Origin of the sequence: Salinimicrobium sp. TIG7-5_MAKvit, from assembly GCF_049569215.1 — a bacterium.
In the GTDB taxonomy this organism is placed as follows: domain Bacteria; phylum Bacteroidota; class Bacteroidia; order Flavobacteriales; family Flavobacteriaceae; genus Salinimicrobium; species Salinimicrobium profundisediminis.
Window position 1 is genome coordinate 731778 of the sequence record NZ_CP145903.1, and the last position, 25732, is coordinate 757509.

The 25732-nt window shown below is 37.4% G+C and carries 21 protein-coding genes, 1 other RNA gene and 3 pseudogenes; 10 read left to right on the plus strand and 15 right to left on the minus strand.

Annotated elements, in window-relative coordinates; translation table 11 throughout:
* Positions 1-301 precede the first annotated feature (301 nt).
* A complete protein-coding gene (locus V5739_RS03330; RefSeq protein WP_423819627.1) occupies positions 302-1708 on the plus strand; it encodes a mechanosensitive ion channel in 1407 nt (468 codons plus the stop codon).
* Positions 1709-1828: 120 nt separating this feature from the next.
* Here the strand turns inward: V5739_RS03330 and V5739_RS03335 are convergent, their stop codons facing one another.
* Complete coding sequence (locus V5739_RS03335; RefSeq protein ID WP_423819628.1) at positions 1829-2662, minus strand: endonuclease/exonuclease/phosphatase family protein; 834 nt, start codon at positions 2660-2662, stop codon at positions 1829-1831.
* Entirely contained in the window at positions 2659-3876 is a 1218-nt protein-coding gene (locus V5739_RS03340) for an NAD(P)-dependent oxidoreductase (protein ID WP_423819629.1), read from the minus strand. The genes V5739_RS03335 and V5739_RS03340 overlap by 4 nt, the downstream gene beginning before the upstream one ends.
* Before the next feature lie 478 nt (positions 3877-4354).
* Between V5739_RS03340 and ssrA the strand changes: the two genes are divergently transcribed.
* Positions 4355-4754: a transfer-messenger RNA gene (gene ssrA, locus V5739_RS03345) on the plus strand.
* Positions 4755-5002: 248 nt separating this feature from the next.
* On the plus strand, positions 5003-6262 hold the full coding sequence (locus V5739_RS03350) for a site-specific integrase (RefSeq protein WP_423819630.1): 1260 nt from the start codon (positions 5003-5005) through the stop codon (positions 6260-6262).
* Positions 6263-6739: 477 nt separating this feature from the next.
* Here the strand turns inward: V5739_RS03350 and V5739_RS03355 are convergent, their stop codons facing one another.
* Positions 6740-7189: a JAB domain-containing protein gene (locus V5739_RS03355; protein ID WP_423819631.1), complete on the minus strand. Its 450-nt coding sequence runs from the start codon at positions 7187-7189 to the stop codon at positions 6740-6742.
* A gap of 64 nt (positions 7190-7253) precedes the next feature.
* A complete protein-coding gene (locus V5739_RS03360; RefSeq protein ID WP_423819632.1) occupies positions 7254-7601 on the minus strand; it encodes a single-stranded DNA-binding protein in 348 nt (115 codons plus the stop codon).
* 746 nt (positions 7602-8347) lie between these two features.
* On the opposite strand from V5739_RS03360, the gene V5739_RS03365 reads away from it, so the two are divergent.
* From V5739_RS03365 to V5739_RS03375, 3 genes are read left to right on the plus strand one after another with little or no spacing between them, the layout of a single operon-like run.
* On the plus strand, positions 8348-8875 hold the full coding sequence (locus tag V5739_RS03365; RefSeq protein WP_423818634.1) for a BfmA/BtgA family mobilization protein: 528 nt from the start codon (positions 8348-8350) through the stop codon (positions 8873-8875).
* Position 8876: 1 nt separating this feature from the next.
* Entirely contained in the window at positions 8877-9902 is a 1026-nt protein-coding gene (gene mobB / locus V5739_RS03370) for a MobB family relaxase (protein ID WP_423819633.1), read from the plus strand.
* Positions 9902-11497: a type IV secretory system conjugative DNA transfer family protein gene (locus V5739_RS03375; RefSeq protein WP_423819634.1), complete on the plus strand. Its 1596-nt coding sequence runs from the start codon at positions 9902-9904 to the stop codon at positions 11495-11497. The genes mobB and V5739_RS03375 overlap by 1 nt, the downstream gene beginning before the upstream one ends.
* Positions 11498-11737: 240 nt before the next feature.
* Here V5739_RS03375 and V5739_RS03380 read toward each other — a convergent pair whose 3' ends face one another.
* Positions 11738-11977: a hypothetical protein gene (locus V5739_RS03380; protein ID WP_423820437.1), complete on the minus strand. Its 240-nt coding sequence runs from the start codon at positions 11975-11977 to the stop codon at positions 11738-11740.
* Positions 11978-12086: 109 nt separating this feature from the next.
* Between V5739_RS03380 and V5739_RS03385 the strand changes: the two are divergent.
* Positions 12087-12704 (plus strand): annotated as a pseudogene (locus V5739_RS03385) (IS91 family transposase); the annotation flags it as partial.
* Positions 12705-13001: 297 nt separating this feature from the next.
* On the opposite strand, the gene V5739_RS03390 reads toward V5739_RS03385, so the two are convergent.
* The 4 genes from V5739_RS03390 to V5739_RS03405 are packed head-to-tail and all read right to left on the minus strand — an operon-like array spanning position 13002 to position 17775.
* Positions 13002-16169 carry a M1 family aminopeptidase gene (locus tag V5739_RS03390; RefSeq protein ID WP_423819635.1) on the minus strand — a complete coding sequence of 1056 codons (3168 nt, stop codon included), beginning with the start codon at positions 16167-16169 and terminating at the stop codon, positions 13002-13004.
* Positions 16166-17038: an ABC transporter ATP-binding protein gene (locus V5739_RS03395; RefSeq protein WP_423819636.1), complete on the minus strand. Its 873-nt coding sequence runs from the start codon at positions 17036-17038 to the stop codon at positions 16166-16168. The genes V5739_RS03390 and V5739_RS03395 overlap by 4 nt, the downstream gene beginning before the upstream one ends.
* Positions 17039-17058: 20 nt before the next feature.
* A complete protein-coding gene (locus V5739_RS03400; RefSeq protein ID WP_423819637.1) occupies positions 17059-17262 on the minus strand; it encodes a helix-turn-helix domain-containing protein in 204 nt (67 codons plus the stop codon).
* 3 nt (positions 17263-17265) lie between these two features.
* Entirely contained in the window at positions 17266-17775 is a 510-nt protein-coding gene (locus tag V5739_RS03405) for a DUF2975 domain-containing protein (protein ID WP_423819638.1), read from the minus strand.
* Between the two features lie 389 nt (positions 17776-18164).
* Between V5739_RS03405 and V5739_RS03410 the strand changes: the two are divergent.
* Both V5739_RS03410 and V5739_RS03415 read left to right on the plus strand, forming a co-directional pair.
* Positions 18165-18844, plus strand: a pseudogene (locus V5739_RS03410) (transposase); the annotation flags it as partial.
* Positions 18829-19029 (plus strand): annotated as a pseudogene (locus V5739_RS03415) (IS91 family transposase); the annotation flags it as partial. The pseudogenes V5739_RS03410 and V5739_RS03415, both read left to right, overlap by 16 nt.
* A gap of 23 nt (positions 19030-19052) precedes the next feature.
* Here V5739_RS03415 and tnpA read toward each other — a convergent pair.
* The 4 genes from tnpA to V5739_RS03435 form a co-directional block, all read right to left on the minus strand.
* Positions 19053-19487: an IS200/IS605 family transposase gene (gene tnpA / locus V5739_RS03420; protein ID WP_423819639.1), complete on the minus strand. Its 435-nt coding sequence runs from the start codon at positions 19485-19487 to the stop codon at positions 19053-19055.
* A 400-nt stretch (positions 19488-19887) separates the two neighbouring features.
* The gene (locus tag V5739_RS03425) at positions 19888-20571 is read right to left on the minus strand and encodes a hypothetical protein (protein WP_423819640.1); all 684 of its coding nucleotides are present in this window, start codon (positions 20569-20571) and stop codon (positions 19888-19890) included.
* A 146-nt stretch (positions 20572-20717) separates the two neighbouring features.
* Positions 20718-21638, minus strand: a complete 921-nt coding sequence (locus V5739_RS03430) for a YeiH family protein (protein ID WP_423819641.1) — start codon at positions 21636-21638, stop codon at positions 20718-20720.
* 76 nt (positions 21639-21714) lie between these two features.
* Positions 21715-22599, minus strand: coding sequence for a LysR substrate-binding domain-containing protein (locus tag V5739_RS03435; protein ID WP_423819642.1), 885 nt, complete (start codon positions 22597-22599; stop codon positions 21715-21717).
* Between the two features lie 174 nt (positions 22600-22773).
* Here V5739_RS03435 and V5739_RS03440 point away from each other — a divergent pair, with 174 nt between their 5' ends.
* A complete protein-coding gene (locus V5739_RS03440) occupies positions 22774-24366 on the plus strand; it encodes an IS1182 family transposase (RefSeq protein WP_423819643.1) in 1593 nt (530 codons plus the stop codon).
* A 64-nt stretch (positions 24367-24430) separates the two neighbouring features.
* Here V5739_RS03440 and V5739_RS03445 read toward each other — a convergent pair whose 3' ends face one another.
* Both V5739_RS03445 and V5739_RS03450 read right to left on the minus strand, forming a co-directional pair.
* On the minus strand, positions 24431-25093 hold the full coding sequence (locus V5739_RS03445; protein WP_423819644.1) for a hypothetical protein: 663 nt from the start codon (positions 25091-25093) through the stop codon (positions 24431-24433).
* Position 25094: 1 nt separating this feature from the next.
* Positions 25095-25604 (minus strand): RNA polymerase sigma factor, encoded by a 510-nt coding sequence (locus tag V5739_RS03450; RefSeq protein ID WP_423819645.1) that lies wholly within the window; start codon positions 25602-25604, stop codon positions 25095-25097.
* Positions 25605-25732: the final 128 nt, after the last annotated feature.

The following is a 25732-nucleotide window of genomic DNA, read 5'->3' on the forward strand; positions in this document are numbered from 1 at the left end:
GTTTTTGTTTTAACTTGAAAGAGGAGTAAAGTTATTTTAATTCAGCAGTTTTAAAAGAGGGCCTGCAGCTTTCTTATTAACTAAAGACTGTTGAAAAAATTTTTGAGATTTTTTCTGAAATCTGGCATTTCCTTTCAGCCCTTACCACTCCTAATTTCGTCTCTACTATCTCTTCATATTTTAGGTAAAAAAATATTAACAACAACCGTAAAATTTTTTTTAAACTCTTGTTAAGTAACTGTGGCATAAGCTCTTTTTAATCTACCTTCAAATACTAACTATCTTAAAAAAACAATAAATTATGGACACACAATTAGAAAACATAGGAGACCGCATTGCCTATTTCCTGCCCAACCTCCTGGGGGCGCTGCTGGTACTTCTCATTGGCTGGCTTATTGCTAAAGGCATTAAGGTTATGGTGGTGAAATTGCTTCGCAAAACCTCCTGGGATGAAAAAATTTTTGGTGGGGATAATATAGATGACACCAATGTTTTTGTTGGGAATATCTTCTATTATTTAATCATGATCATTGTTCTCCTAATCGCTTTAGAGGTTTTAGGAATAAGTGAGGTGCTTGCACCCCTTGAAAATATGCTCAACGAATTCCTGCTCTTTATTCCCAATTTAATTGGAGCCCTTTTAATTGGATTCATTGGTTATGTGCTTGCCAAATTTGTTGCCAATCTTGTTCACATTGGCGGCGGATTGTTAGACAGGATGATAGATAAAACCGGTTTTAAAGACACAGACCAACTTGTGAATATTCTTCGTAAACTGGTATTTATAATCATCTTTATTCCATTTCTCATTCAGGCTTTCAACACGCTGCGCCTGGATGCCATTTCCGAACCCGCCAATGACATCCTCTATGGCTTTACAGAACTTATAGGAGAAATAGTGATTGCTGCCCTCATTCTACTGGTATTTGTTTGGGGTGGTAGATATCTCGCCAATTTCCTGGAAGATCTCTTCAGAAGTATGGGGCTGGACCGCACGGCTGAAAAGATCCAGATCCATAACATGATAGGAGCAGGACAATCGCTTTCAAAACTCGTGGCAAACCTCATTTATTTCTTCCTGGTTTTCTTCGGAATTATTACCGCTGTAGAGATCTTAGGGCTTTCGAGACTTACTGAAATACTTCATCAAATTTTGGAGATCACGGGTCAAATCCTCTTTGGTCTTGTCATTCTTGCTATAGGAAATTATATTTCTCTCCTTATATATAACACGATGACGCGCTCAAGCAAGAATCACTTTATTGCAGGCGTTATTCGCTGGTCATCACTCGCTCTTTTCATTGCCATCGCCTTACGAACCATGGGGATTGCCAATGAAATTGTAGAACTTGCCTTCGGATTAATACTTGGTGCCATAGCCGTTGCAGTAGCTTTAAGTTACGGTCTTGGTGGCCGGGAGGCAGCCGGGGAGCATTTTAGAGATATTATTCAGAAGTTTAGAAGCGAAGCAGCCGATGCCCGGGACCCAAACCGTGACAACCCTGATGTGCGAAACACCGAAAGGAAATTTCCGCCAGAAGGAACCGGTGCCGGAAATGCCAGCACCCCTAAAACTTCCAGGGATACTTCAGGTGACAAACCAGGTGACAATTCGGGATCTAATCCTTCAAAACCCAATCCTCCCCGAAATCCTGATAAAAACGGGCCGGCAGGTGCAGGACCAAACGATCCTATTAATCCGACTTAATAGGAAAACAGTTGTCAAAAATGTCATTTTTGAAGCTTCTTCTGAAGTTTCAGAAATGAAAATCAGACCAAACACGAAGAGGGCCCTCAAAAGCCCTCTTTATTATTTATACCGAATAATTTATTTTAATTTCAAATCTACTATTACCGGAAGGTGATCTGAAAAATAACGCAAATCCCTTGAATCACTCAGTACAGCATATTTCTTAACCTGTACTTCGCCATCGGTGAAAATATAATCTATGCGTGTGGTGACGGGTTGATTGAATTTATACGCATTAAAAGTACCTTCGGGTCCAAAAGTGTGATCTGCGACTTTTTTAGAATCTTTATAATGAGAAGCCAGGTAATTTACTTCTTCGGTGTCAGGTTCCAAATTGAGGTCTCCCATTAATACTACCGGAAGCTTCTTTTGATTTAATTCTGAAATCTTGTTATGGATTAAGCGAACGCTCTGCCGTCTTGCCTCTTTCCCTACGTGATCAAAATGTGTATTAAAAACCCAGAATTCTTTTCCTGAATTCTTCAGTCTGAACTTCCCATAGGTACACACCCTTGGATATGCGGCATCCCAACCTTTTCCGGGAGTTTCGGGCGTTGAAGAAAGCCAGAAGGTTCCCTCCTTCAAAAGTTCAAGATCATCAGTCTTAAAAAATATGGCACTAAATTCCCCTTTTTGAGCCCCATCGTCACGTCCCTTTCCGAAGTATTTGTATTGGTTATCGAGTTCATTTTCTAAAAATTCGAGCTGCCCCTGCAACGCCTCCTGGACTCCAAAGATATGCGGCTCATAAAACCTGATTTGGGCCGCCAGATCATCTTTTCGGTTCGACCAGCTGTTCTCTCCATCATTCTCGTTGGCATACTTAATATTATAGCTCATCACCTGTAGCTGGGCTTTTACCGGGATTGATGTAAACAGCAGGATCATTAAGTTCATGGTGTATTTTTTCATATTTCTGATTCTTCTCTTTTTACGTAATCTTTGAGGTAATTAAACCGTGGGGTCAAATTGCCATTTTTGGTCATTTGCGCCCGTTGTAAAATTCCGTCTTTATCACCGTTAAAAAAAGCGGGGAGTACATTTTCCAGGAACATTTGCCCAAAACCTTCACTGGCATCCCTGGGCAATTCACACGGCAAATTATCTACAGCCATCACCAGGATCGCATCTTCATCCTTAAAATCAACCTCTTTTTCTTCCTGTTTATTATAACCGTAAAATGGTTCGACGATGGTAGAAGGACGAATAGTGCTGGGAATGGGACCGTCAATATCGCAGGAGATGTCAGCAATATATTTGATTCTGAAATCTGGGGATTTTGCATCTTCAGCAGTAAAAAAGACCGGGGCGCCTTCCCCGTAGAAGTGCCCGGCTATTAGAAAATCTGCCGCATTAGCAAACTTTTTGAAATCACTTTCATAAAGTTCGGGGTGGTTGTAAAATTCCCTGTTACTGCCCTGGGCTCCATCTTTACGCCTGTTATAGTCCAGCACGTCAACCTGGCAGTAAACGGGATGGGTATATTCGGAATTGAGGAATTCCTCTACCCCCACCTTTGGTATTTTTAAATGTTCGAGGATCTCCTTAGCTCCCTCCCCCACTTTCCCACTGCCTGTAAGCACAATTTTAAGGGGCGGGATAGAAATTTTGTCAAGTTCATCCTGAATAGTTTTGAGGTCGGGCAGACTTTCAGCTTTAGGGAGTTCAAAAATGCCATTTTTGAGACCTATGCCTCTAAATCCATTGTAAGCTCCTACAATCCCTGCATATCTTCCGAAGCCAATGAGCCGGCCGCCAGTTTCATTAATAATAACTTCATGGTCATAAAGTTCAATATTCTTTTTAAGAATTTCCCGCAATAAATCCCGGTTATAGGGCTGTTTTTTAATGGTATGAGAGAAGAAAAAGTATTTTTTATCGGGGATTAAATAAGGTAGTGGCACCTCTTTAACCCCCAGCATGATATCACAGTCAGAAATATCTTCAGTTACTTCAAAACCTGCCTGCCTGTACTCCTCATCTGTAAAGATCCTGATGTCTGAACTTTCTATCTTGAACTGGATATCAGGAAATTGCTTCACAGCTTCCCTGAGTTCTTCAGGAGAAAATACCACACGACGATCTGGGGGAGTTTTTCGCTCTTTTATAAGGGCAAATTTTATCATACTGAAATAGCTTTTTAAAATGTTTGGATTTTCTCAAAGATAGGAATTATTAGGAGTGGGAAAAAGATAATAGAAAGCTGCGCTGCAAGAGGCAGGAATGAATCATTTAACAGACCATAAGTTTAAATTATATATGAGCACATCTGGCATTATTAATCGGCAAAAACAATAAATAATCTTGTATCTCCACTTCCCTCTTCCACTTATTTTTTTGACAGTAAATTTCTCCGGGGCAAGCCCACGGAGCATTATATAGGAGAACACGTTTTCAGACTTTAAACATTTACTAACGAGGCAAGCCTCGGAGTATTTACCCCCTTAGAATAAACCCCCGAAAGATTTGAAAGGAAACAGAAACAAGAGCGAATCATGCTATTTGTAATCCAAAATGTCTATTTTTGTTACTCTTATGTTCAACCTACAACTAATAGGTTTGGCATGAAATATGCAATATTATTGCAGAAGTTCTTTACATAATGGGGTCGACTTGGTTTTGACAGCGAGTCTAATTGAGTTGTAAGCACGTCGAGCGCTGGGAAATAGCTCGTAAATCTCATTTTTCACACATTTTAAACGGCGAGAATAACTACGCCTTGGCAGCATAATCTGAATCATAGTAGGATTACTCTAGTCCCTACAAGGTAGGGAGCCAAGATGTCTCGTGAGGGCCTTGATTTACGGCACTCACACCAGAGGCACCGACAAAGTAAATATAGAGACTGCAGGACCTTGATGCAGTTTTGAAACTTAATTGAGGATAAGTGTGCAGTTGGTGGTTTTCGGCCGGCTGTACATCGAAAAATAAGCGAAAACTAAACGTGTAGAAAGCTTCTGAATTGCTTGTTTGGACGAGGGTTCGAACCCCTCCGACTCCACTTTTTGAGTATCAAACTCAATCAAAAACCCCGGAATCCTAGGATTTACGGGGTTTTTCATTTCTAATATTATCATTTAATGTCAAATAATTGCACATTCTCAGTGTGCAATTCGGTGACCAATTTATTCTTCAAAAATTGCACACTGGAAACACCCAAAACACCTATATACCAAGTCTTTACAAAATATTAAAGTTCTAAATCGTATGTGCTTTTTTAGTACTTTAAATCCAAATTTTAAGACCAAAAAGATGCACACTCAGTACCAGCTCACATTTTTCGTTAGAAAAAGCAGAAGTAAAAAGACCACAGACAGTGATGTTTACATGCGAATTACCGTAAATAACAAGCGATCCGACATCAGTATTAGCCGTAAAGTTGATCCCAGGAAGTGGAGTTCAAATTCTGAAAAAGCTTTAGGAAAAAGTCCGGAGGCTACTGAACTCAATAATTATATTAATGTACTAAGGAATAAAATCAAAAACATACACCAGCGCCTGGTAGAAAAGGATATAGACATTTCTTTAAAAAATATTCTTGATGAATTTAAAGGCGAAAACAAACCGAAGCCGAAAATGAGCCTAGAGGTATTTAAAGAGCATAATGAACAAATGGATCGCCTATCGGGTAAAAGCATTTCTAAGAGCACTGCAAAGCGATACTGGACCTGTTACAATCATGTTGAGCAATTCATTAAGGAAGAGTATAAGGCTCACGATTATCCTATGAATGATATTAACCACCAATTCATTTCTAAATTTGAATACTTTCTCAAGACTAAGCGGGAGTGCAATCACAATTCGGCCTTGAAATACGTGAACAATTTTAAAAAAATAATTCGTATTGCTTTAGCCAATCAATGGATGGATCGGGATCCATTTTATAATTACAAAGTTCAATTTGAAACGGTAGAAAGGGAATTTTTGAATGAAGAAGAAGTGCAAAAACTCGTGGAAAAAGATCTTCACCTCGATCGCCTAAAGCTGGTGCGGGACATGTTTGTTTTTAGCTGTTACACCGGACTAGCATATTCTGATGTAAAAAAACTAAGCAGCGCTGATATCACCAAAGGTATAGACGGCGGGAAATGGATCCGCATTAAAAGAACAAAAACAAAATCTCTTAGCAGTATCCCACTATTACCTGTTGCTGAAGAAATTATTGAACGATATCAAGACCACCCGGAAGTGCAGAAGGGAAATTGCATCCTCCCTGTCCTAAGCAACCAAAAATCAAATGCATTTTTAAAGGAAATTGCGATGATGTGCGGTATTAAAAAACCACTCACCACTCACCTGGCCCGCCATACCTTCGCAACTACTATTACTCTAACCAATGGAGTCCCTATTGAATCTGTTAGTAAAATGCTTGGTCATAAAGATCTTAGAACCACCCAGCACTATGCTAAAATTGTAGACAGGAAAATAAGTGATGACATGAAGGCTCTAAAAATAAAATTGGCAGCTAAAGAACAGGAACAAGTAAAGGCTACCAATAAAACCAAAGATTAGTTTTCGTGGGAATTACATTACGATGGAACAGAAATATTCAATGGTCATTACTAAAAATATCCAAAAAAGACTTAGAAATGTAGATGGAATTTTCACCAGAAGTTGGCTGAAGGTTTTACCACCAGGTTAAACTCCAAATTCTCTTTTAAAAACTGTATAATCAGGATTTTAATTATCGTTTAATTAATCAAAACCAGTACACATAAGGGCTCAGAAAATTTTACTGTATCCCCTACTCTAAGGTTCTAGGTAAGACAATATTATATAACGAATTAAACCATTTGTATATCAGCACTATAAAGATTTTTTTAATTAAATAACATCGCTTTAGCGTGTTATCCTCTTGCTATCCCTTTTTACCAGCCAATTAAGTTGCTGCTCCTGAAAAAAAGCATTCATCAACTGGAGCAGTTAAAAATGGTCAATAAACACAAAAAAAGCCGGATCATCTCCGGCCTTTTTAAATATCCGATTTTTTTATAATAGTCCTTCATCGGCAAATGAAAAGTACTTACCTTCCGGAGTAATAATCAGGTGATCCAGGAGCTTTATATCGAGAAGCAAACCTGCTTCTTTGATCTTCCGGGTTAGGGCTTTATCATTCTGGCTGGGCAAAAGAGTTCCTGAAGGATGATTGTGAGCTACGATAATTGCAGTGGTGAGGGATTTAAGGGCTACCGCAAATAGGATTCTAAGGTCTACCAGAGTGCCGGTAATACCCCCGGTGGATATTTCAACTATACCTTTCACCCGGTTTCCATTGTTGAGGAGCATCAGTTTAAAACATTCCTGCATAGCAATGTGGTTTAAGTTCCATTGGTAATAGAACTTCTCAAAAGCATCATGTGAAGAAGATATTTTTGGTGACTCCTTCATCCTCACGTTACCGAGGTATTTCAGAGAAATTTCATTTACTTTAGTTTTCATATGATTAGGTGTTAATTTGATAAAAAAGAGGGTGCAAACGGACATATGCACCCTCTTTTAATTTTTAAGCCTTGGAGGAAGAACTGCCGAGCAAAAGAATTTCACTGGCGATGATTTCAGATACATATCTTTTTGAGCCGTCCGAGGTCTCATAAGATCGGTTGGAAAGTTTTCCTTCTACGGCAATCTCTCTTCCTTTGGAAACATACTTCTCCACTATTTCAGCGGTATTACCCCAACAAATAATTTGGTGCCACTGAGTTTGTTCAACCTTATCACCCTGTGCATTACGATAAGATTCATTGGTGGCCACTGAAAAAGAAGCCACTTTTTTGCCATTTTCAAGGGTTTGGGTTTCGGGTGAATTTCCTACGTTCCCGATGAGCTGCACTTTGTTTCTAATTGTTCTCATAACATTGATTATTTAAAGATTAATAATGGATTTACTTTTTATATCCGGAGCGTTTTCCTTTTTGTTTTTCTTTGGTGCCGCTTCCTTTTTGATGTTGCTGTTTGATTTCATAATTCCTGTTTTTGATTTACTTCCCATAGAGCCTTCGCTGTTACCTTTTTTGTTGCTGTATGATTTTTAAACATTCGGAATTGATAAGGACTTATAAAAAGGAGGCACGACTGGCTTATGCAGTCCGTCAACTTCCGAATGTTGTTACTTTGCTTACAAAAAAGGTTAGGTACAGCGCAGGCTCGGGAGTATTCAAAAGGCTATAGGAGAAGAACAAAACATCTGGAAGTGGCACCAAAGCCTTGATATGAAAATCCATTTTGAGCGGACTTCATCCCCAATTATGTAGTGCAACGCAGCCTTCAGAAGAAATTAATTTCCGGCGTAGTGAAAAGAAGAAATTGGGGATGATGTCCAGGAAGTTTTAAGTGAAGCTCTTTTCCCGAAATGAAGCTTTTTCTGCGGAATGGAGCGGAAATGTGCTGAGCGGCATTAGACCAGCTAAAAGAATTTTTTCACAAGCACCACATTAGACTCTCAATCTATCAATTATCATTTGTGAAATGATAACAGCCTTTTCTTAGAGATCCGATTAAAGTAAAACGATTTATATCTTAAAGTTCCTTTGAAAATGACTACTCAAGTCCCGGAGATATTATTTTGATATATCACATTTACTGAATCTGGATCAAGAAATGAGCACATTTTCCACTATTAGTATCAAGGTAGAAACGGCTAAAAGGTTCCGCACTTTCTCAAAGGAGACAGGAGGATCAAATACAGAAGTACTGGAGCTTATGCTGGAATATTTTCACAAGTACCAGATCTCCCCCAGTCACAAAGCTAAAATAGATTTGCCAGCATTGGATGAAAAAATACAAAAGCGACTTAATGCTATAGTGGCAATTATAAAGGAAATAGAAAAAACCCAAACCCAGCCTACTCTTGCGATGTTACAGTTACTTTTTGATCCTGCTCAGGCAACTTCCATTTCTTCCAGCCGTATCCCATTGCCCCCTGTACAAGAGATCTCTTCCCCTATAAAACCCGCCAGAGAGGGAAATATTTTCGTGGACAGAGCCAAGGAAGAAATAAAAAAGGATCTTGAATATATACTCAGTAAGGTAATCCTTGTCAAAAGGACATTCGGTCCCGACAAGTACGTGCTTGAAATGGAAGGAGAAGAGTTAGAAAGAATGAGAAGGAAATTAAACGCTTATTGAAATGTACCTTACCATCACACCCCAAAAAATAGGAGGCAATTTCACCAGTAGTGTTGCTGACTTTGTCACCTATCTGGAAAAGGAGAATCGGGACCAACCCCTTGAGAAAATGAATTACTTCTTTAACCAAACCGGGAATCAAATTTCAGAGCAACAGGTAATTGGGGAAATAGATGCCAATTCGGCTAAACTTAGAAAAACAGAACCCAGGTATTATTCCCTAACCATTAATCCCAGTCAATATGAACTCAGGCATATCCAGAATAACTCCACGTCTCTAAGAGAATACACCTTAGAGGTCATGAAAAATTACGCTAAAGCTTTTAACCGGGAAATTGAGGGAAAACCAGTGAGTATAGAAAATCTAAAATTTTTCGCAAAAATAGAATACCAGCGCAGTTACCATCATTATGATAAAGAGATCAGGGAGAATTCTCCCTACATGAAACAAATAGTCAAACTGGAACATGACCTTGTGAAAATCAGGAGAGGAGACATGGATGGAGATAGTCAAAAAGTAAGGAAGGAAATCAGCCGACTTATTAAGGAAATACCACACACAATAGGTGGAAAACCCATTAAAGAAGGTATGTTAAAGCCGGGGCTTCAAACCCATGTACATGTTATTGTCAGCCGGAAAGATGCTACCAATCGTTACAGCCTTTCACCCGGGAGCAAATACAGATCTTCAACCGTTGAGATGCACGGCAGGACGGTAAGAAGAGGATTTGACCGAAATCAGTTTTTTCAAAGTGCTGAAAGGACCTTTGACAGAATGTTCCAGTACCAAAGAAATTATGTAGAAAAATATACTTCCAGGAAAGAGCTGCAAAAAAATCCCGGGCTGTATTATTCAAAGCTTATGAGATTACCAGTAAATGAGAGGCAGTTGGCTTTCAATTTACTCAGAACTGCAGGTATGACACTGCCCGCTACGGGGTTCACACCAGCCCAGGTACAATTGGCGATCAAAAAATTCAGAAAAGCTATTGGGTTAGCTGTGAGGTCATCTTCCATTCATTACTGATGATTCCAGGTTTATACATATTATGGATGGTCATTTACGCAAGCATTTGCAGCCTGTTTATTCTTCACTTAAAACAGTTCAAAAAAGGTGTTTTTTTCAACCAGTTTCTTCTTGTGTTTTTCAGCTGGAGCTTACTCCCCCACCCTGCCGACTTAGCAATCTATTTGGAGCTTTTACTGAAATTATTCTTGCCGGCATCAGTTTTGAATTTGAGCCTGTATTGTTTTGTCTTACCACAAGAGCAGGTTTCAGGAGTAAAAAAGTACAGAGCAAAACTACCACTGGAGGACGGGAATCTGGTATTAGAAAACATCAGGAGAGGAGTTTCCATAATTGGAGCTGCAGGAAGCGGCAAGACAGAAAGTGTGGTATATAATCTACTGAAGCATTTCAGAAAATATTCCTTCAGCGGTTTGTTACACGATTACAAGAATTTTGAACTTACAGAGATTGCTTATCCCCTTTTTAAATCGGGAAAGCTTCCCTTTTACATCATCTCCTTTGACCGGATATACCACAGGGTCAATCCTATTGCTCCCAGATACATGATCGATGAAGAAAGCGTGAATGAGGTAGCGAGGGTACTCCTGGAAAACCTTCTGGAACAAAAAGAACTTCTCGCCTCAGGCACCACAAAATTCTTCAATGATGCCGTGGAAGGACTAATTGGGGGAATGATCTGGAAATTAAAATCTGATTATCCTGAGTACTGCACACTTCCCCATCTTATAGCAGTTTACCAGAGCATGGATACTGCAGAACTGGTTAGCTTTCTCAGTGGTAATATCACTTCGAGGTCAATGGCAGATGCTTTCATAAGTGGGATCGCATCAGAGCGGCAGACAGCAGCTGTTAAGAGCAGTCTTGCCAATGCTTTGAAAAAGATCTGTACCCAAAGAATCTTCATGGCCCTATCAAAAGATGAAGTCCCTTTAGACATTAATAATCCTGAAAATCCTGCAATAGTTTCCATAGTCAATAATCCAAAATATGAAACCGCCTACTCCCCTGTCATAGCGACTACCATACATACTATAACGAAGCAGATGAGCATTCGGGAGCGAGATGCCTCCTTTCTTCTTATGGAGGAAGCCCCTACCCTGCGTCTACTCCATATGCATCGTGTGCCGGCAACCCTTCGTAGTTATAACATCTCCACTATTTATGTAATGCAGGACAAGATTCAGAATGACCTGCTTTACGGAGAAAAAGCCAGCAAAGCAATCCTGAGCAATCTGTCGTACCAATTCTTCGGAAAAGTAAATGATCCCGATACCGCGAAATACTACGAACAGTTCTTTGAAATTATACAGAAGGAAAGCATCAGCATCCACCAGGGAGGAAATCTCAATTTTGATACCCGTATCACGAGGAGCCATAGGGATACTACAAAAATCCGATTTGATGCCTTCTTCCGATTGAGAGCCGGAGAATTTGTGAGTTTTGCCGATGGAAAAGAGAAGAAAATCCGATTTGCGCCTCCTGGAATACTGAAGGAGTTACCTGGAAAATTCAGTGAATTTTCAGAAGAAGAAATAAGAGGTAATTATAACAGAATATTTCAGGAGGTCCAAGATGAAATCCTGAACAAATAGAGCAATGAATCCGTAATTATAATATTCAGGGAATTAAAAAATAAAACACATGAAAAATTAAAATTAAATGCACTCTTTAGGTATAACTATTTTAAGAAATGAAACAAAATTCCCTTTGACTGAGTACATCAATTATAAACCTAAAGGTTAATTCGAAATAACAGATTTATCAGATCAGGAGAGGAGAATGGACTTCCAATTGGAAGGATAAATTACTGGCTGGTTGATAACCAATGGCATTCACATATCAATACGGTCAGATATCTGTTCCCTAACCCACTCAACATTTTTGTCTTGTCTGAAGTCAAACCATTCCTGCCTAAAATCTGATTGATGGATCAGATAATTAAAATTCCGGAAAGGTTTTGGTCGGTTTAGAGCAGCAAGCAACTTTTTTTTTAAACCGTCCACTTCGAGCTGGTCCGCAAAAGATTCCATTACAGCATAAGAGTGGATGGAATGCATTGGTTCGATTCGAATGTAATCGCCTCAATTATTCTCGATTTTATCAATAACTTCTTGCCAAGGATTCTCCTCGTCTGAAAAATAGTCCATTTCTGCCGGATGATATTCACAATCACCGGTTATAGGGATTACAAAATCAGGCAAATGGAAACCGGCCAGGAACAATGGCAAATATCTGTTCCCGGTGAAGGCTATGAGTAAAGTCTTCAGGGCTCGCTTTGTGGCTGCCCTTCGGAAGGAACTGGAACCCCAATCCACAAGCTTCTATGAAAGCCTGTTTAAAAATGAATGGGTAGTATATTGTAAACGTCCGTTTTTAGGTCCTCCACAGGTAGTGGAATATCTTGGTCGCTATACCCATAAAATCGCCATAAGCAACCATCGAATCAAGAACCTCGATAATAAAAAGGTCACCTTTTCTGTCAAAGATTACCGACACGGGGGAAGGAAATCTAACACGTACCTACCAGACGAAGAGTTCATTAGACGATTTGCAATGCACGTGCTTCCCAGAGGCTTTGTTCGGATCCGCCATTACGGAATCTTAAGCTCCTATCACAAAAGGAACAGCCTTCCGGAATTACAGGAAACTTTAGGCCCTGCCCATTTAAAGAAAAAAGAACCCTTACAACACCGGGTTTGCCCGACCTGTAAAAAAGGAAATCTCATTACGCTTACCACTTTTACTGCACGCGGACCTCCGGTTCAATGGCTGAAAAAAATTAAAACACAGAAGAAATAGCCCTCCCGATCAACGCTGCTTTAAGGTGTAACAGGAGATCTATTGTCAAAAGGGAACAAAACAACTGAAAAAATCGAATCAACCAGAATAGAAAACATAAGTGGAGAGTAAATCTCCATTTACTTCTCAAATTTACCGGGACAGAAAAATAGCTCAACCTTCCACCTACCCAAATCACACCTCTAAAAAATAGACTAAACCCCATATAGGACAACCAGCAAAGAACCGGTTCAGTCAACAGGGCGTTCATGTTGGGCCGTACCGGCCACACGAACGCTTAGTTATTGGCAACAGTTTTTACTCAAACATAGCTATAATTTTTTTATTAAGATTTTCATCACTTACCTTCAAAATTTCTTTCAATAAATCAGTTGAAGTAGGTTTTAAATTTGGATATTTATGTTTAGTAAAAAAGGATTGTAATGCTAAATTTAACCGTTCTTCACCAAGTAACTCACTTAATTCTACAAAAACAATAGCTCCTTTAGAATAGGATATAAATGCATTGTCTTTTGTGGCTTTCAATAACGATAAGTCATCAGTAAAACCCTTTTCAGCTTCATATATTTGTTTATGTATGGCCACACGTTCTAGCATTTTTGCTTTGCCGTACATGTTTTTATATAACATCATTTCGGTATACATTGCCAAGCTTTCAGTCAGCATGGCATAACCTTCACGATAATCAGGATCAATCTGGTTGGTTCCCCACCAAAAATGCGCTACTTCATGCCCAGCCAATTCATTAATAACATCTTGATTGTGGTTGCCCGATAGGTTAGCATGAAACGTCATATGCTCTGTCATAAATATAACACCAGGGTAAGCGGTGCCTGCAAAACCTTGTGTAAACGATGACACTTCGGCAAATTGAATAGACGAAAACGGATAAGGCCCAAAATATTTAGTACAATATTCTAATGACAGCTTTGTGTTCTCAATAAGGTGATCTACATTGTTTTCATGCAAAGGATGATATAAAACCTCAATAGAAACATCATTATGTTGTGCTTTTTTAACCTCATAAGCAGCTGATGAAACCGCAAACCTAAACGGTATAGCATCGGCCTGATAGGTATAGTAGTTTCTATTAGCATCTTGCCACTGCAATTTTAATGCACCAGTACCTACAGCAATTTGATTATTATCGGTTGAAATTTGCATGTCCAAAGAAATAAAATCGTCTACATGAGTCTTTACCGCATCAAATGATTTCATGGCTGTGGCTTCGCCCAAAGCATGTTGATTTCTAATTGTCTTGTCTGAAATTTCCTGACTAGCATCATACCCAAATTGAGGATAATAACGACTTATTCGCATAAAAGAGCCATCCTTTACAATCGCATTAAAAGGATTATGACCATTTACAGCTTCCCATTTGTAAGCCAAATGAAAGGTGAGTTTTGCCGAGTCTTGGGCTTGTAATGCCTGTTTTAATGGTATTTCTGAAATAGCCCTGTCTAGCATTATGCTGTCATTTTTATAGGTAAATAAAAGCGATTGTATCTCAAAGTCTTCAGGCACACGTATCAGTACAGAATCTATAGTGTGTTCGTGCTGGTTTACCAACCAATACGTGCCTTTTATCTCATAAGCTTGGTCTTCAGGAAACAAATCTATTTCTGTATTAACCTTTTTTATGGTTGGCTGCGGAAGGTTTTGGTATGCTCGATAATGCTTTTCGTAAGCAACGCGCGCTAATATGTCAGCGTCTTGATCTTTGAAAACATAACCATCTAAAAACAAATAACCACTCGCTATGCCTATACATGCACAACCAACCATAGCAATAAGCAAACGGTGTCTTTTAGCTTTAGTTTTTATCAAACCGTATAAAGCAAATACAAGTCCCACAAGAGCAAATCCAAAAATCACTCTATAAATAAACGGCATTATATAAGTACCGTAACCTATAAAATCGCTATAAGCACCTTTGTAACCAGATAAAAAACGAAACAACGGATTCGTAATCATGTTTTTTGAAATAGGAGTCACAAACAATAAGAATAACAAGATAGATATACCCAATGCCACCGATTTACTCTTGCTTATGTTATTAATAAAAAGAAGCAGTAACGCAAAGAGTATAAGTGGCAACGTATTAAAAACAAACACACCTAAATATGCTTGCCAATCAATAAAAGGGTATTTAAAAATAAGCTGAAAGATAATCGCTTCCAAGAGCATTAAACCGGTAAGAAAAATGATTAAAAGCACCATACTTATACCGTGTCCTAATAGTCGCTCTTTAGCATAATAAGTCGTATTTTGAATAATTGAAAACCCACTAGCATTTGCACGCCAAAACACATCGTTTGTAAAGTAAACCACAACAAGTGCGCCTATAAAATAAAATGTTTCGTTAATGGTTTTAGCTAGTAAACCAGAGCTAGCATACTGATGCGGCAACCTAATACCCATATCTATATCGCCATACATTTCTACACCTACATAAAATAACAGTAAAGCAGAAACAGAAATAAGAGGAATACTTTTAAATAAATAAATAAAATCAATTTTCACAAAAGAACGCAGCGCATGTTGTTTTGTTTTTGAAGTAAACAACGTGCCTACTTTCGCAAACGGAACATCTAGTAGTTTGTTTTTTTTAGGCGTTCTTTCAGCCTGTTTTTTTGTTAACTTTTGTTTGAAAACTGGCAAAAATGAGAACGCATTAATGCCTAATTTAATAATAAATAAAGACAGTAACACGACACCCAAACGGTTTATCAGTAGTATATTACTAAACGACACGATGTTGTGGTTTCTTTCAAAAACACTAAAGTCCTTGGCATCATAAAAATAAGCCGACAACCCAAAAATATCAGTTATAGCAGATACTTTTTGAGCCCATAAAGACTGCGGTAACGATTGTGCCATAAAAGGCGCGTTTGAAAACATGAGCACAATCATATAGGTGATGTATAACATCAATCCTGCAATAGCGACCAATAGTTTATTCTGAAATTTTTTGGCAAAAAAAAACAGGATGCTGCATACCAATAAGCTATTTACCACGCCAAAAATCAAATAAGGATATACATAATGCCACAGATAAAAGCCTGCAAGCATTTCAGAATCTGTTTGCACATGCAACCCAATAACATATCCAAGCATTACAATAAAAAAACTGATTGCAGTAAGTAAAAAGAAGGATAAAAAGCGTGCTAATGCAAAGTCGCGTTTCTTTATAGGTGTGGTAAAAACAATTAAATCAAAGTTAGCATCACGTTCCTTAAACAAGCCAGAAAAGGCTAGTAGTGTTGCAATCAAAATAATAATAAGGCTGAACAAACCAGTCATAAACCCAACAGAGTAGGGTGCATTGGCTGCAATGCCATCGCCTACATTAATATGAAACTTATAGCCTGTAAAAAAACCAAGCACTAAATACGACAACAAAGCAAATTGCGTTGCTATGTGTTTTAGTGCGCCATACATATCGTTTAGTAAAACCGTTTTCATGTTGTCCTGTTTAAATATGTGAAATAAGCGTGCTCTAAATTCGGTGTTACAGCTTTAAACCCAGTTGGGCAAGCATCGGCATACACGGTTACATGCATGACCTTTTCAATAAATTGCTTACTGATTATGTTGTGGTTTGGCTCAAGATCAAGTAGCTCGTTTTTGGTTGTTGCTTTTTGCCATATTTTTCCTTGTAATGCTTCAATAAACTCATTTGGGCCACCTTTTGCCATAATAGCGCCTTGTTTTATAATCGCCATATCCGAACAAAGATTTCGTACATCTTCTACCAAGTGCGTCGATAATAAAATGATAATATCTTCGCCTATTTCGCTCAACAATGCATTAAATCTATTACGTTCTTCAGGATCTAAACCTGCTGTAGGTTCGTCTACAATCACAATTTTAGGGTCTCCCAATAACGCTTGAGCTACGCCAAAACGCTGTTTCATACCACCAGAAAACGTATGTACTTCTTTGTTTTTGGCGTCAACTAAATTTACTTTATCAAGAAGATTCATAATTTGATCGTGGCGCTCTTTCTTGTTATGAATACCTTTTAGTTTAGCCAAATGTTGTAATAAATTATAAGCCGAAACTTTAGGATACACACCAAAATATTGTGGTAAAAAACCTAACTGCTTTTGTATTTCTAATGGGTTTTTTACAATATCTGTATTGTCAAAACTAATGTATCCTTCCGTTGGTTTTTGTAAGCCTACAATGGTTTTCATAAGCGAAGATTTCCCTGCGCCATTAGGCCCAAGCAAACCAAAAACACCGTTTGTTATATTTAAATTTATGGCATAAAGTGCCTGATGTCCGTTGTTATACACAAGGGACACATTGTTGATATTCAATGTATTCATAAAAAATATTTAAGGGAGTGCTAGTCTATATAGTCTATAATGTCTCCAGGTTTACAGTCCAAGGCTTTGCATATTTTTTCTAGAGTTTCAAAGCGAATGCCTTTAGCTTTTCCATTTTTTAGTATGGATAAATTTGCAGGTGTAATGCCAATTTCTTTAACCAACTCTTTACTCTTCATCTTTCGTTTGGCAAGCATGACGTCTATATTTATAACAATGGGCATAGTTTAAATGTATAAGTCTTGTTCGTTTTGTAAATGCAATCCTTGGTTAAATATTTCTGACATAAAAAACACAAAAACACCAAGAACAAGATGCAGGATAATAATCAGAAAGATTTCGTGTTCTATAGGCATAAAAAACGAAGTGAATATAGTGAGTACAGTTGGTAGAAATATATTAATAAGATAAAAACGTCGCAAATGCACAATATTTTCGGCTGTAAATAATTTGTCTTGGTAAAATACCTTAAAGACATTAGATAGTAGCCAAAAAAACAAACCATACCCTAAAACAGGAATTAAAAACGAAAAGATTAAATACGTTGTGTTGCTGTCTAAAATTAAAAAAGATGTTTCTGTAAAAGGGTAGGTGATAATGGTTTGCTTATCGTTTATAAGCAAATGGGTGTTTGTTACCCAGCTGAATACTCCATAAAGACCAGTAATTAAATAAAATCCACCCAATATCCTTGAAATGTAGTATAAAACTTTGGAAATAATAATTGATTTTTGCATATAAAAAATATAGTTTATTATTGCAAATATATAAAAAATATCGTTTTACAATAAAATATTATCTCTTTAGGATGATTTTAGTGTTGCTATATTTGTTAAAAACGATTCAAGAACGTTTTTATCTTTATTCAAATAAAGTAGGTCAATAGATTAACGTGAAGTTAGCTTAATACTAAATTTTAGGAAGTTTGATCTTTTAATCAAGGGGAGTTGGTCAAATTGTTGCCAACGTCCCGTATAAAAACAGTGCGGCGATTGCCGGCGATGATTTTCCGCAGGAAAATCAGACGCAGCAAGTACGCACAGACTTTCAATTCGACTCTAAAATAGCATTGTTTTTATACATTGTGTTTGTTGCACAAGATACCAGAAAATGCTAATTTTCTGATATGCAAGGCAAGAAAAATTATCAGGAAAAGCTCTTCACTTCCGTCTCAGTGACCGGATTCCGAAAGAAAATTTTTATAGACGTTTGAAAGAAGCTCTGAACCTGGAGTTTCTTTACCCGCTCACCCAAAAGTTTTACGGAGATAGTGGGCAGAAAAGTATTGATCCGGCGGTTTTCTTCAAGTTCTGCCTGGTGGGATATCTGGAGAATATCACTACTGATCGTGGGGTGATGAACCACTGCGCAATGCGGTTGGACATCCTCTATTTTTTAGGCTATGATGTAGACGAAGAATTGCCCTGGCACAGTACGATAAGCCGTACCCGCCAGCTTTTCCCTGAAGATATTTTTGAGGAAGTCTTTACCAAAGTTTTAAAGCTTTGTATTGATGCAGGACTGGTAAGCGGCCATACACAGGCAATTGATTCGGCCCCTGTAAAGGCCAATGCTTCTATGGACAGCCTGGAGATCAAAGTCCCGGCAGAAGACCTCGAGGAGCATCTTTCTAAAGTGCGGGTACAAAGCAGCAGAGACCGAAAGGCTAAAGAGAATAAAGCTTCTGAAGAACAGCAGAAGATCACAGCAAGTAAGAAAGAACTCCAGGAAATAAAGAGCCGGAACAAAAAATGGAGTCAGGACCAGGACATGCGCCCCGGTGCCAAAAACAAAGGAACAGCCTTCCGGAATTACAGGAAACTTTAGGCCCTGCCCATTTAAAGAAAAAAGAACCCTTACAACACCGGGTTTGCCCGACCTGTAAAAAAGGAAATCTCATTACGCTTACCACTTTTACTGCACGCGGACCTCCGGTTCAATGGCTGAAAGAACTAAACCACTCTGCACTGAAAGTGCAGAGGTTTTTCTAACTGGGGACTGAAAGTCCCCAAGTTTATTCCAATATGAAATTGGAATTATCAGAACTGTCTCGGCGATGGTGCCCCAAATAGTCATTGACCATCTTGTCAGTGACATTGCCCGTGCTCCAAACTCCATATCCGCTTGCCCAAAAGTGTTGCCCCCAATACCGCTCTTTTAGCTGTGGAAATTCTTGTTGCAGCTTGCGTGAAGATCTGCCTTTCAATTGTTTCACTATGTAACTAACATTTGTCTTGGGAGCATATTCTACGTGCATATGAACATGATCAGAACTGACCACTCCTTTAAGAATCTCTATTCCTTCAGCTTCACATATTTGAATCAGAAGCTCCCTACAACGCTTTTGAATATCGCCTTGCAAAACCTTATATCTGTACTTTGTAACCCAAACAAGATGACAGGTTAATCTGCTCACTGTATGAGATCCTTTTCTCTGAGTGCTACTCATTTTACGAAATTATAGATTTTTTCGCACTACTAAAGTTCTGCAATAAAATTGCAGGGTTTAAGACCCTAACCTGAGACCAATTAAAACACACAAGAAATAGCCCTCCCGATCAACGCTGCTTTACGGTGTAACAGGAGATCTATTGTCAAAAGGGAACAAAACAACTGAAAAAATCGAATCAACCGGAATAGAAAACATAAGTGGAGAGTAAAATCTCCATTTACTTCCAAAATTTACCAGGACAGAAAAATAGCTCAACCTTCCACCTTCCCAAATCACACCTCTAAAAATTAGACTAAAACCCATATAGGACAACCAGCAAAGAACCGGTTCAGTCAACAGGGCGTTCATGTTGGGCCGTACCGGCCACACGAACGCTTAGTTATTATTAGCGGTTGTTTTATTCATGATTTTTTGAAATTTCTATTTCCATACTTTTCTTTTTAAGCTTATATGTATAGCTTCCTTTGTAGGATGGGCAGCAATGTGCATCATTTTTTGTATACAAACTAAATTCTCCTATTATTCCATTATGGTATCCATTAATAGTAGCGGTTGTTTCTAAATAATCATTAGTTATTTCTTTTAAATTATTGTTCGTTTTTCTCTTTTGGTTATATTCCGATTGAATGGTATTAATTATTTCAGTCATCAAATCAGACTTAATCGTTCCATCTGAGTAAATGATTTTTGCATACGCTTTTGTCCCTCCATTATGCCCTGTGCAGTTTTCTCCTTGAAAGTATAATAAAAGGTCTGCTTTATTATCATTATTGAAATCAGAACGTACTGATTTAATTTCCTTATCATCTGAGGGTAATCCATCGATTTGCCCCGGATTATCTTTTGCCCATTTTTGAATATTTACAGAATCAAGGCTTTCGTAATTACAAGGGTTTCCAATTTGTTTGTTTTCTACTAGTTCTGCTTTCCATTTTTCAATTTCTGCCTTAATCTCAATTTGGTTAACCTTGGCTGTCTGAATATTATTACTGTTATTTTCTTTTTTTGTGTTTTGCTTACAGGCACCTGCTGTTAACACTATTGAACACAATGCTAAAATCCTTAATTTTTGACTTCTCATTGTTTTCTCATTTTATTTTTAATAAATTAAATAATTTGTTTATCTCTAATAACCGCTAACGTTTAATTATATGAAAAGTTGCGTATAAATAAACGGAAACTTTTCGGTTTAGTACTGACATTTAAAATACAAAATGTACACTGGCTTTAACTCAAAATATAAATTAATGAAAAAATTGAAATAAAAATCCACAATATCAGTGCTAACACAATAGGTTTCATTCCAATAGATTTCAAATCTTTTATAGAAATGGTTGAGCCTACTAAAAATAAAGTTATTATTAATAAACGTTTAGCCATCAATACAATAAAGTTAGTAGCTGTTTCAGGTAAAATATGGTAGCTATTAATTATTATTGCAATAATAAATAAAACAATAAAGTAAGGGATTTTTATTCTTTCTCCCTTTGTTTTGAATAAAAACATTGAAAAAATGGATAAAGGGATAATCCACAAGGTTCTAGATAGTTTTACTGTTGTTGCAATACGCAATGCTTCGTCTCCATAACCTAGTGCAGCTCCAACTACTGAACTTGTATCGTGTATAGCAATTGCACACCATAAACCGAATTTTTCTTGCGTTAAATTTAAAAAATGTCCAATTGCTGGAAACACGAACAACGCAATAGAATTTAGTAGAAAAACAATACCTAAAGCAATACTTATCGTTTTACTTTTAGCTTTAATAACCGGAGAAATTGCAGCAATGGCACTTCCGCCACAAATTGCTGTTCCATAAGTGATTAGATGACCAAGTTTTAAATCTAATTTTAGAAGTCTTGTTATCAGCAAACCTAGCGTTACAGTTAAAAGTATTGAATAAACAGTTAAACTTAATCCCTCTTTACTTGTTTCTAAAGTTTCTTTGATAAACATTCCAAATCCTAACCCAACAACCGAAATTTTTAAAAAATAATGGATTGCTTTATGGCTGGATTCTTTAAAAGGATTATTGAAAATAATGGTATATACAAAACCAAGTAACAATGCTGTGGGACTGTTTATTATACCTAAAAGTGCAATAATAATTATAAGGAAGTAAACAGTTTTTGAAAATATATCTTTCATATCAGTTCGTGTTATTTGATACAAAAGTAGATTGAATTAATAACCTATAAGCAAATTAATTTGTTATCATAGATAACTAAAGGTTATGATTAAGTCGAATAAATTTTTCAAATTTTTCCAAAGAACTTGAAAGGTAACCTGTTCTTTTTACAAAATAAAACCATCTTTCAATACTCAAGCCTTTTATGTCAATTACCTTGAAGTTGTTATTTATTAAATCATCATTAATAGCATTGATTGAAAGAAGTGCAAAATCGTTAGAGTTGTTTAAATAATTTTTAATAGCTTCTGTACTGTTCAATGTTACTACACAATTTAGTTTTGGGATTTTATTTTCAACTAAAAAACTGTCTATTACTTCTCTAGTTCCAGAGCCTTTTTCACGTTCAATTATTGGAATTTTTTGTAGCGTTTTTATATCAATACTTCCTTTTTTAAATAAAGAATTATTAACATTTGTTACTAAAACAATTTCGTCCTTTATAAATTTTTCAAAGTTTAGTTTTGGGTTAGAAAAATTCCCTTCTGTAATTCCAAAATCGATTTCCTCATTTAAAATTAAATTTTCAATATTTTCTGAATTATCACTAATTATATCAAACTTTGTTTGAGGGAATTGCATTCTAAACTTCGCAATTACTTTAGGGATGACATAATTGGATAAGGTTGTACTTACTCCAAAATTTATTAATTCAGGAAAGGTTTCATTTTTATGTAGAAATTGCTCGTCCATTTCAGAATAGATAGCTAAAATTTTATTTACATATATGAGGAACGATTTTCCTTCTATTGTTAATTCAATGGAGTTCCTTTTTCTAACAAAAAATGTTGTTTCATATTCTTGTTCTAAATTTTTAATTGCTTTGGATATGGCAGGTTGTGAAATATATAATTGCTCGGCAGCTTTTGTAAAACTTAAGTGTTTAGCAACAGTTTTGAATATGTGTAACTTTGTTTTCATTAGCTTGTGTACAACGGTCTCATATAAAAACAGTGCGAGCTGGCGAGCTTGATTGTCCGCAGGACAATCGGGCGTTGCAAGTGAGCAGGAAGTTTCGATTTGAGACTGATTTCCGCATTGTTTTTATGTGTTGTGCCTGTTGCACAAGATACCAGAAAATGCTAATTTTCTGATATGCAAGGCAAGAAAAATTATCAGGAAAAACTCTTCACTTCCTTCCGTCTTAGTGACCGGATTCCAAAAGAAAATTTTTACAGACGTTTAAAAGAAGCCCTGAACCTGGAGTTTCTTTATCCCCTTACCCAGAAGTTTTATGGAGATAGCGGGCAGAAAAGCATCGATCCGGTGGTCTTTTTCAAGATCTGCCTGGTGGGATACCTGGAGAACATCACTACGGATCGTGGGGTGATGAACCACTGCGCAATGCGGTTGGATATCCTCTATTTTTTAGGCTATGATGTAGACGAAGAATTGCCCTGGCACAGTACGATAAGCCGTACCCGCCAGCTTTTCCCTGAAGATATTTTCGAGGAAGTCTTCACCAAAGTTTTAAAGCTTTGTATTGATGCAGGACTGGTAAGCGGCCATACACAGGCAATTGATTCGGCCCCTGTAAAGGCCAATGCTTCTATGGACAGCCTGGAGATCAAAGTCCCGGCAGAAGACCTCGAGGAGCATCTTTCTAAAGTGCGGGTACAAAGCAGCAGAGACCGAAAGGCTAAAGAGAATAAAGCTTCTGAAGAACAGCAGAAGATCACAGCAAGTAAGAAAGAACTCCAGGAAATAAAGAGCCGGAACAAAAAATGGAGTCAGGACCAGGACATGCGCCCCGGTGCCAAAAACAAAGGCAGCAGGTATACCAGCAACAAAACACATTACAGCCCCACCGATCCCGATGCCCGGATTAGTGTAAAACCCGGGAAGGCCAGAAAACTGAACTACCTGTGCAACCTGGCAGTAGATATTGAAGCACACGTCATTACTGATGTTCGGGCTTATCACGCAGATAAAAAAGATACTAAATACCTGCAGGATACTGCCACAAGGCTCAACAGGCGCCTGCGTCGTGAAGGTTTGATATGGGAAAATGTACTGGCAGATGCCGGTTACAGCAGTGGAGAGAATTATGCATACTTCGAGAAAAAAGGCCTTACCACTTATATCCCTCCGCACGGAACCTATAAAGGCGGACCTGAAAGATTTGAATATATCAAAGAAGGGAATTACTGGCTGTGCCCACAAGGTAAGAAAGTGACCTTCCGAAAGCAGAAGATGGAAAATGGCAATCTAAAAGACAATTATTTTACCACACGTGCCGATTGTAAAGGCTGTCCCATAAAGCAGGCCTGTATTGGTAAGAGCCATGAAAAAAGGATCAACATTACCGCTTATAGAGAGGAGTACGAAAGGAATATTAAACGGGTAAAGAGCAGGCGTGGCCGCTACATGAAAGGCAAACGCCAAAGCACTGTAGAACCTGTTTTTGGTACGCTAAAGGAGTTCCTGGGGCTTCGGAAGGTGAATACCATTGGAATCAAACAGGCCAATAAGTGCATGCACCTGGCCGCCATCGCTTATAACCTAAAGAAATACCTGAAATTCACCCATAAAAGAATGAAATCCGGGCAGGACAGCTTGCCTTGCTGTTTTCACCAAAAACCTACTACAGGAATCTCACAGTTCAATTTTAAGGAACCTGAATTTTGCTCACAGCCAACCGAATCTATAAAAGAAAAACCGCTTAAAGCGGCTTATTTAAATCGGTAACTCAAAAAATTACTCGCTTGTGCAACGGTTACCGATGTTATGTGCTGGCATTTATTCCGTTCATTTAGTTTTCTTTTTCAAACGCTTCCATTTCTCTGTAAAATTCGATAGCTTTTTCAACAGACTTTCCTCCCGAACCTGCAATTAAATTTCTAAACCACTTTTTATTTAAATTTTTGGGTTTATGGTTTTTGAACAACCAATAAGAAAAGTAAGTAAAGCTACCCGTTAGAATAATTTGAAAAATAATGTAAGTAAAACCTACGTCTTGTGGAAACCAATTGTTACTCAAGTAGAATGTTGTAAAAAAAGGAAATTGTAAACACATAATTTTAGAGTGGTCAATTATGGAAAGTTGAAGTCTTGATAATTGTTTTTGAATTTCCATAACGTTTCCATCGTAATTTATATGTTTTGTCCAAGCAAGATGTTTAATATAGTCTGCAAACCCTTTTATGTTTATCAAAGCGATTGCCGAAACGGAAACAATAAAGTAATTGCTTGCCGATGAATAATTTGTAATAGCATAAAATAAGGCATATCCCAAAATGAGAAGATACAATACAAAAGCAACTATTCCTGCTGTTTTCAATTTAACCAAGCCTTGTAAGGATGATTCTGCTTTTCGTGCAATGGTCTCTTTTAAAAGTAGTTTGTTAATCGCTAATGTCTGTTCTATTTTTGCATTTTGTGTTTGCCAAATATTGATAAGTTCTATATTTTCCATTTTATTGATTTTTAAATTGTGTAAATTCTTTTTTTAATTTGCTTTTAATCCTACCGATTTTTGTTGCGACATTGGTTTCTGTAATTCCGATTATTTCTGAAATTTCCTTGTAATTCTTTTCTTCCAGATAAAGTAACATTACAGCTTTGTTCAAATCATTCAATTCTGAAATTATTTGGTTTAGGATGCCCAAGTCGGTTTCTTTTTCTTCTGATATTTCTATATCGGAAAAATTGAGAATATCAGTTGTTAACGGATTTGAAATTCGTTTTCGGCTATTTTCTTTTCTGTAGAATGAAATGGCTACGTTCAAGGAAATTCTGTACATCCAAGTTGAGTATTTGAAAGCTTCATTGTAGTTGTCATAGGATTTCCACAATTGCAATATAATTTCTTGAACAAGGTCTTTTCTATCTTCAATGTTCCGACAATATGAGTTTGCTACTTTATAAAGAATGCCTTTATTGTTCTCAATTACATCAAGAAAGTTATCTGTCTTATTTCTGTACATAATTAGGTTTGGATATTTGAGAACCTAACTTCACTACATAGGTTGTACTGTCCGTCTTTATTGGCGTTTTTGGTTTTTCACTATAATAATTTCTTGTTATTGAAATGCTACATCCGGTTGATAGTATT

Bases quoted from the DNA above. Each gene is read 5' to 3' on its own strand.
- V5739_RS03330 (WP_423819627.1), top strand. From the start codon at position 302: ATGGACACACAATTAGAAAACATAGGAGACCGCATTGCCTATTTCCTG.
- V5739_RS03335 (WP_423819628.1), bottom strand. From the start codon at position 2,662: ATGAAAAAATACACCATGAACTTAATGATCCTGCTGTTTACATCAATC.
- V5739_RS03340 (WP_423819629.1), bottom strand. From the start codon at position 3,876: ATGATAAAATTTGCCCTTATAAAAGAGCGAAAAACTCCCCCAGATCGT.
- V5739_RS03350 (WP_423819630.1), top strand. From the start codon at position 5,003: ATGCACACTCAGTACCAGCTCACATTTTTCGTTAGAAAAAGCAGAAGT.
- V5739_RS03355 (WP_423819631.1), bottom strand. From the start codon at position 7,189: ATGAAAACTAAAGTAAATGAAATTTCTCTGAAATACCTCGGTAACGTG.
- V5739_RS03360 (WP_423819632.1), bottom strand. From the start codon at position 7,601: ATGAGAACAATTAGAAACAAAGTGCAGCTCATCGGGAACGTAGGAAAT.
- V5739_RS03365 (WP_423818634.1), top strand. From the start codon at position 8,348: ATGAGCACATTTTCCACTATTAGTATCAAGGTAGAAACGGCTAAAAGG.
- mobB (WP_423819633.1), top strand. From the start codon at position 8,877: ATGTACCTTACCATCACACCCCAAAAAATAGGAGGCAATTTCACCAGT.
- V5739_RS03375 (WP_423819634.1), top strand. From the start codon at position 9,902: ATGATTCCAGGTTTATACATATTATGGATGGTCATTTACGCAAGCATT.
- V5739_RS03390 (WP_423819635.1), bottom strand. From the start codon at position 16,169: ATGAAAACGGTTTTACTAAACGATATGTATGGCGCACTAAAACACATA.
- V5739_RS03395 (WP_423819636.1), bottom strand. From the start codon at position 17,038: ATGAATACATTGAATATCAACAATGTGTCCCTTGTGTATAACAACGGA.
- V5739_RS03400 (WP_423819637.1), bottom strand. From the start codon at position 17,262: ATGCCCATTGTTATAAATATAGACGTCATGCTTGCCAAACGAAAGATG.
- V5739_RS03405 (WP_423819638.1), bottom strand. From the start codon at position 17,775: ATGCAAAAATCAATTATTATTTCCAAAGTTTTATACTACATTTCAAGG.
- tnpA (WP_423819639.1), bottom strand. From the start codon at position 19,487: ATGAGTAGCACTCAGAGAAAAGGATCTCATACAGTGAGCAGATTAACC.
- V5739_RS03425 (WP_423819640.1), bottom strand. From the start codon at position 20,571: ATGAGAAGTCAAAAATTAAGGATTTTAGCATTGTGTTCAATAGTGTTA.
- V5739_RS03430 (WP_423819641.1), bottom strand. From the start codon at position 21,638: ATGAAAGATATATTTTCAAAAACTGTTTACTTCCTTATAATTATTATT.
- V5739_RS03435 (WP_423819642.1), bottom strand. From the start codon at position 22,599: ATGAAAACAAAGTTACACATATTCAAAACTGTTGCTAAACACTTAAGT.
- V5739_RS03440 (WP_423819643.1), top strand. From the start codon at position 22,774: ATGCAAGGCAAGAAAAATTATCAGGAAAAACTCTTCACTTCCTTCCGT.
- V5739_RS03445 (WP_423819644.1), bottom strand. From the start codon at position 25,093: ATGGAAAATATAGAACTTATCAATATTTGGCAAACACAAAATGCAAAA.
- V5739_RS03450 (WP_423819645.1), bottom strand. From the start codon at position 25,604: ATGTACAGAAATAAGACAGATAACTTTCTTGATGTAATTGAGAACAAT.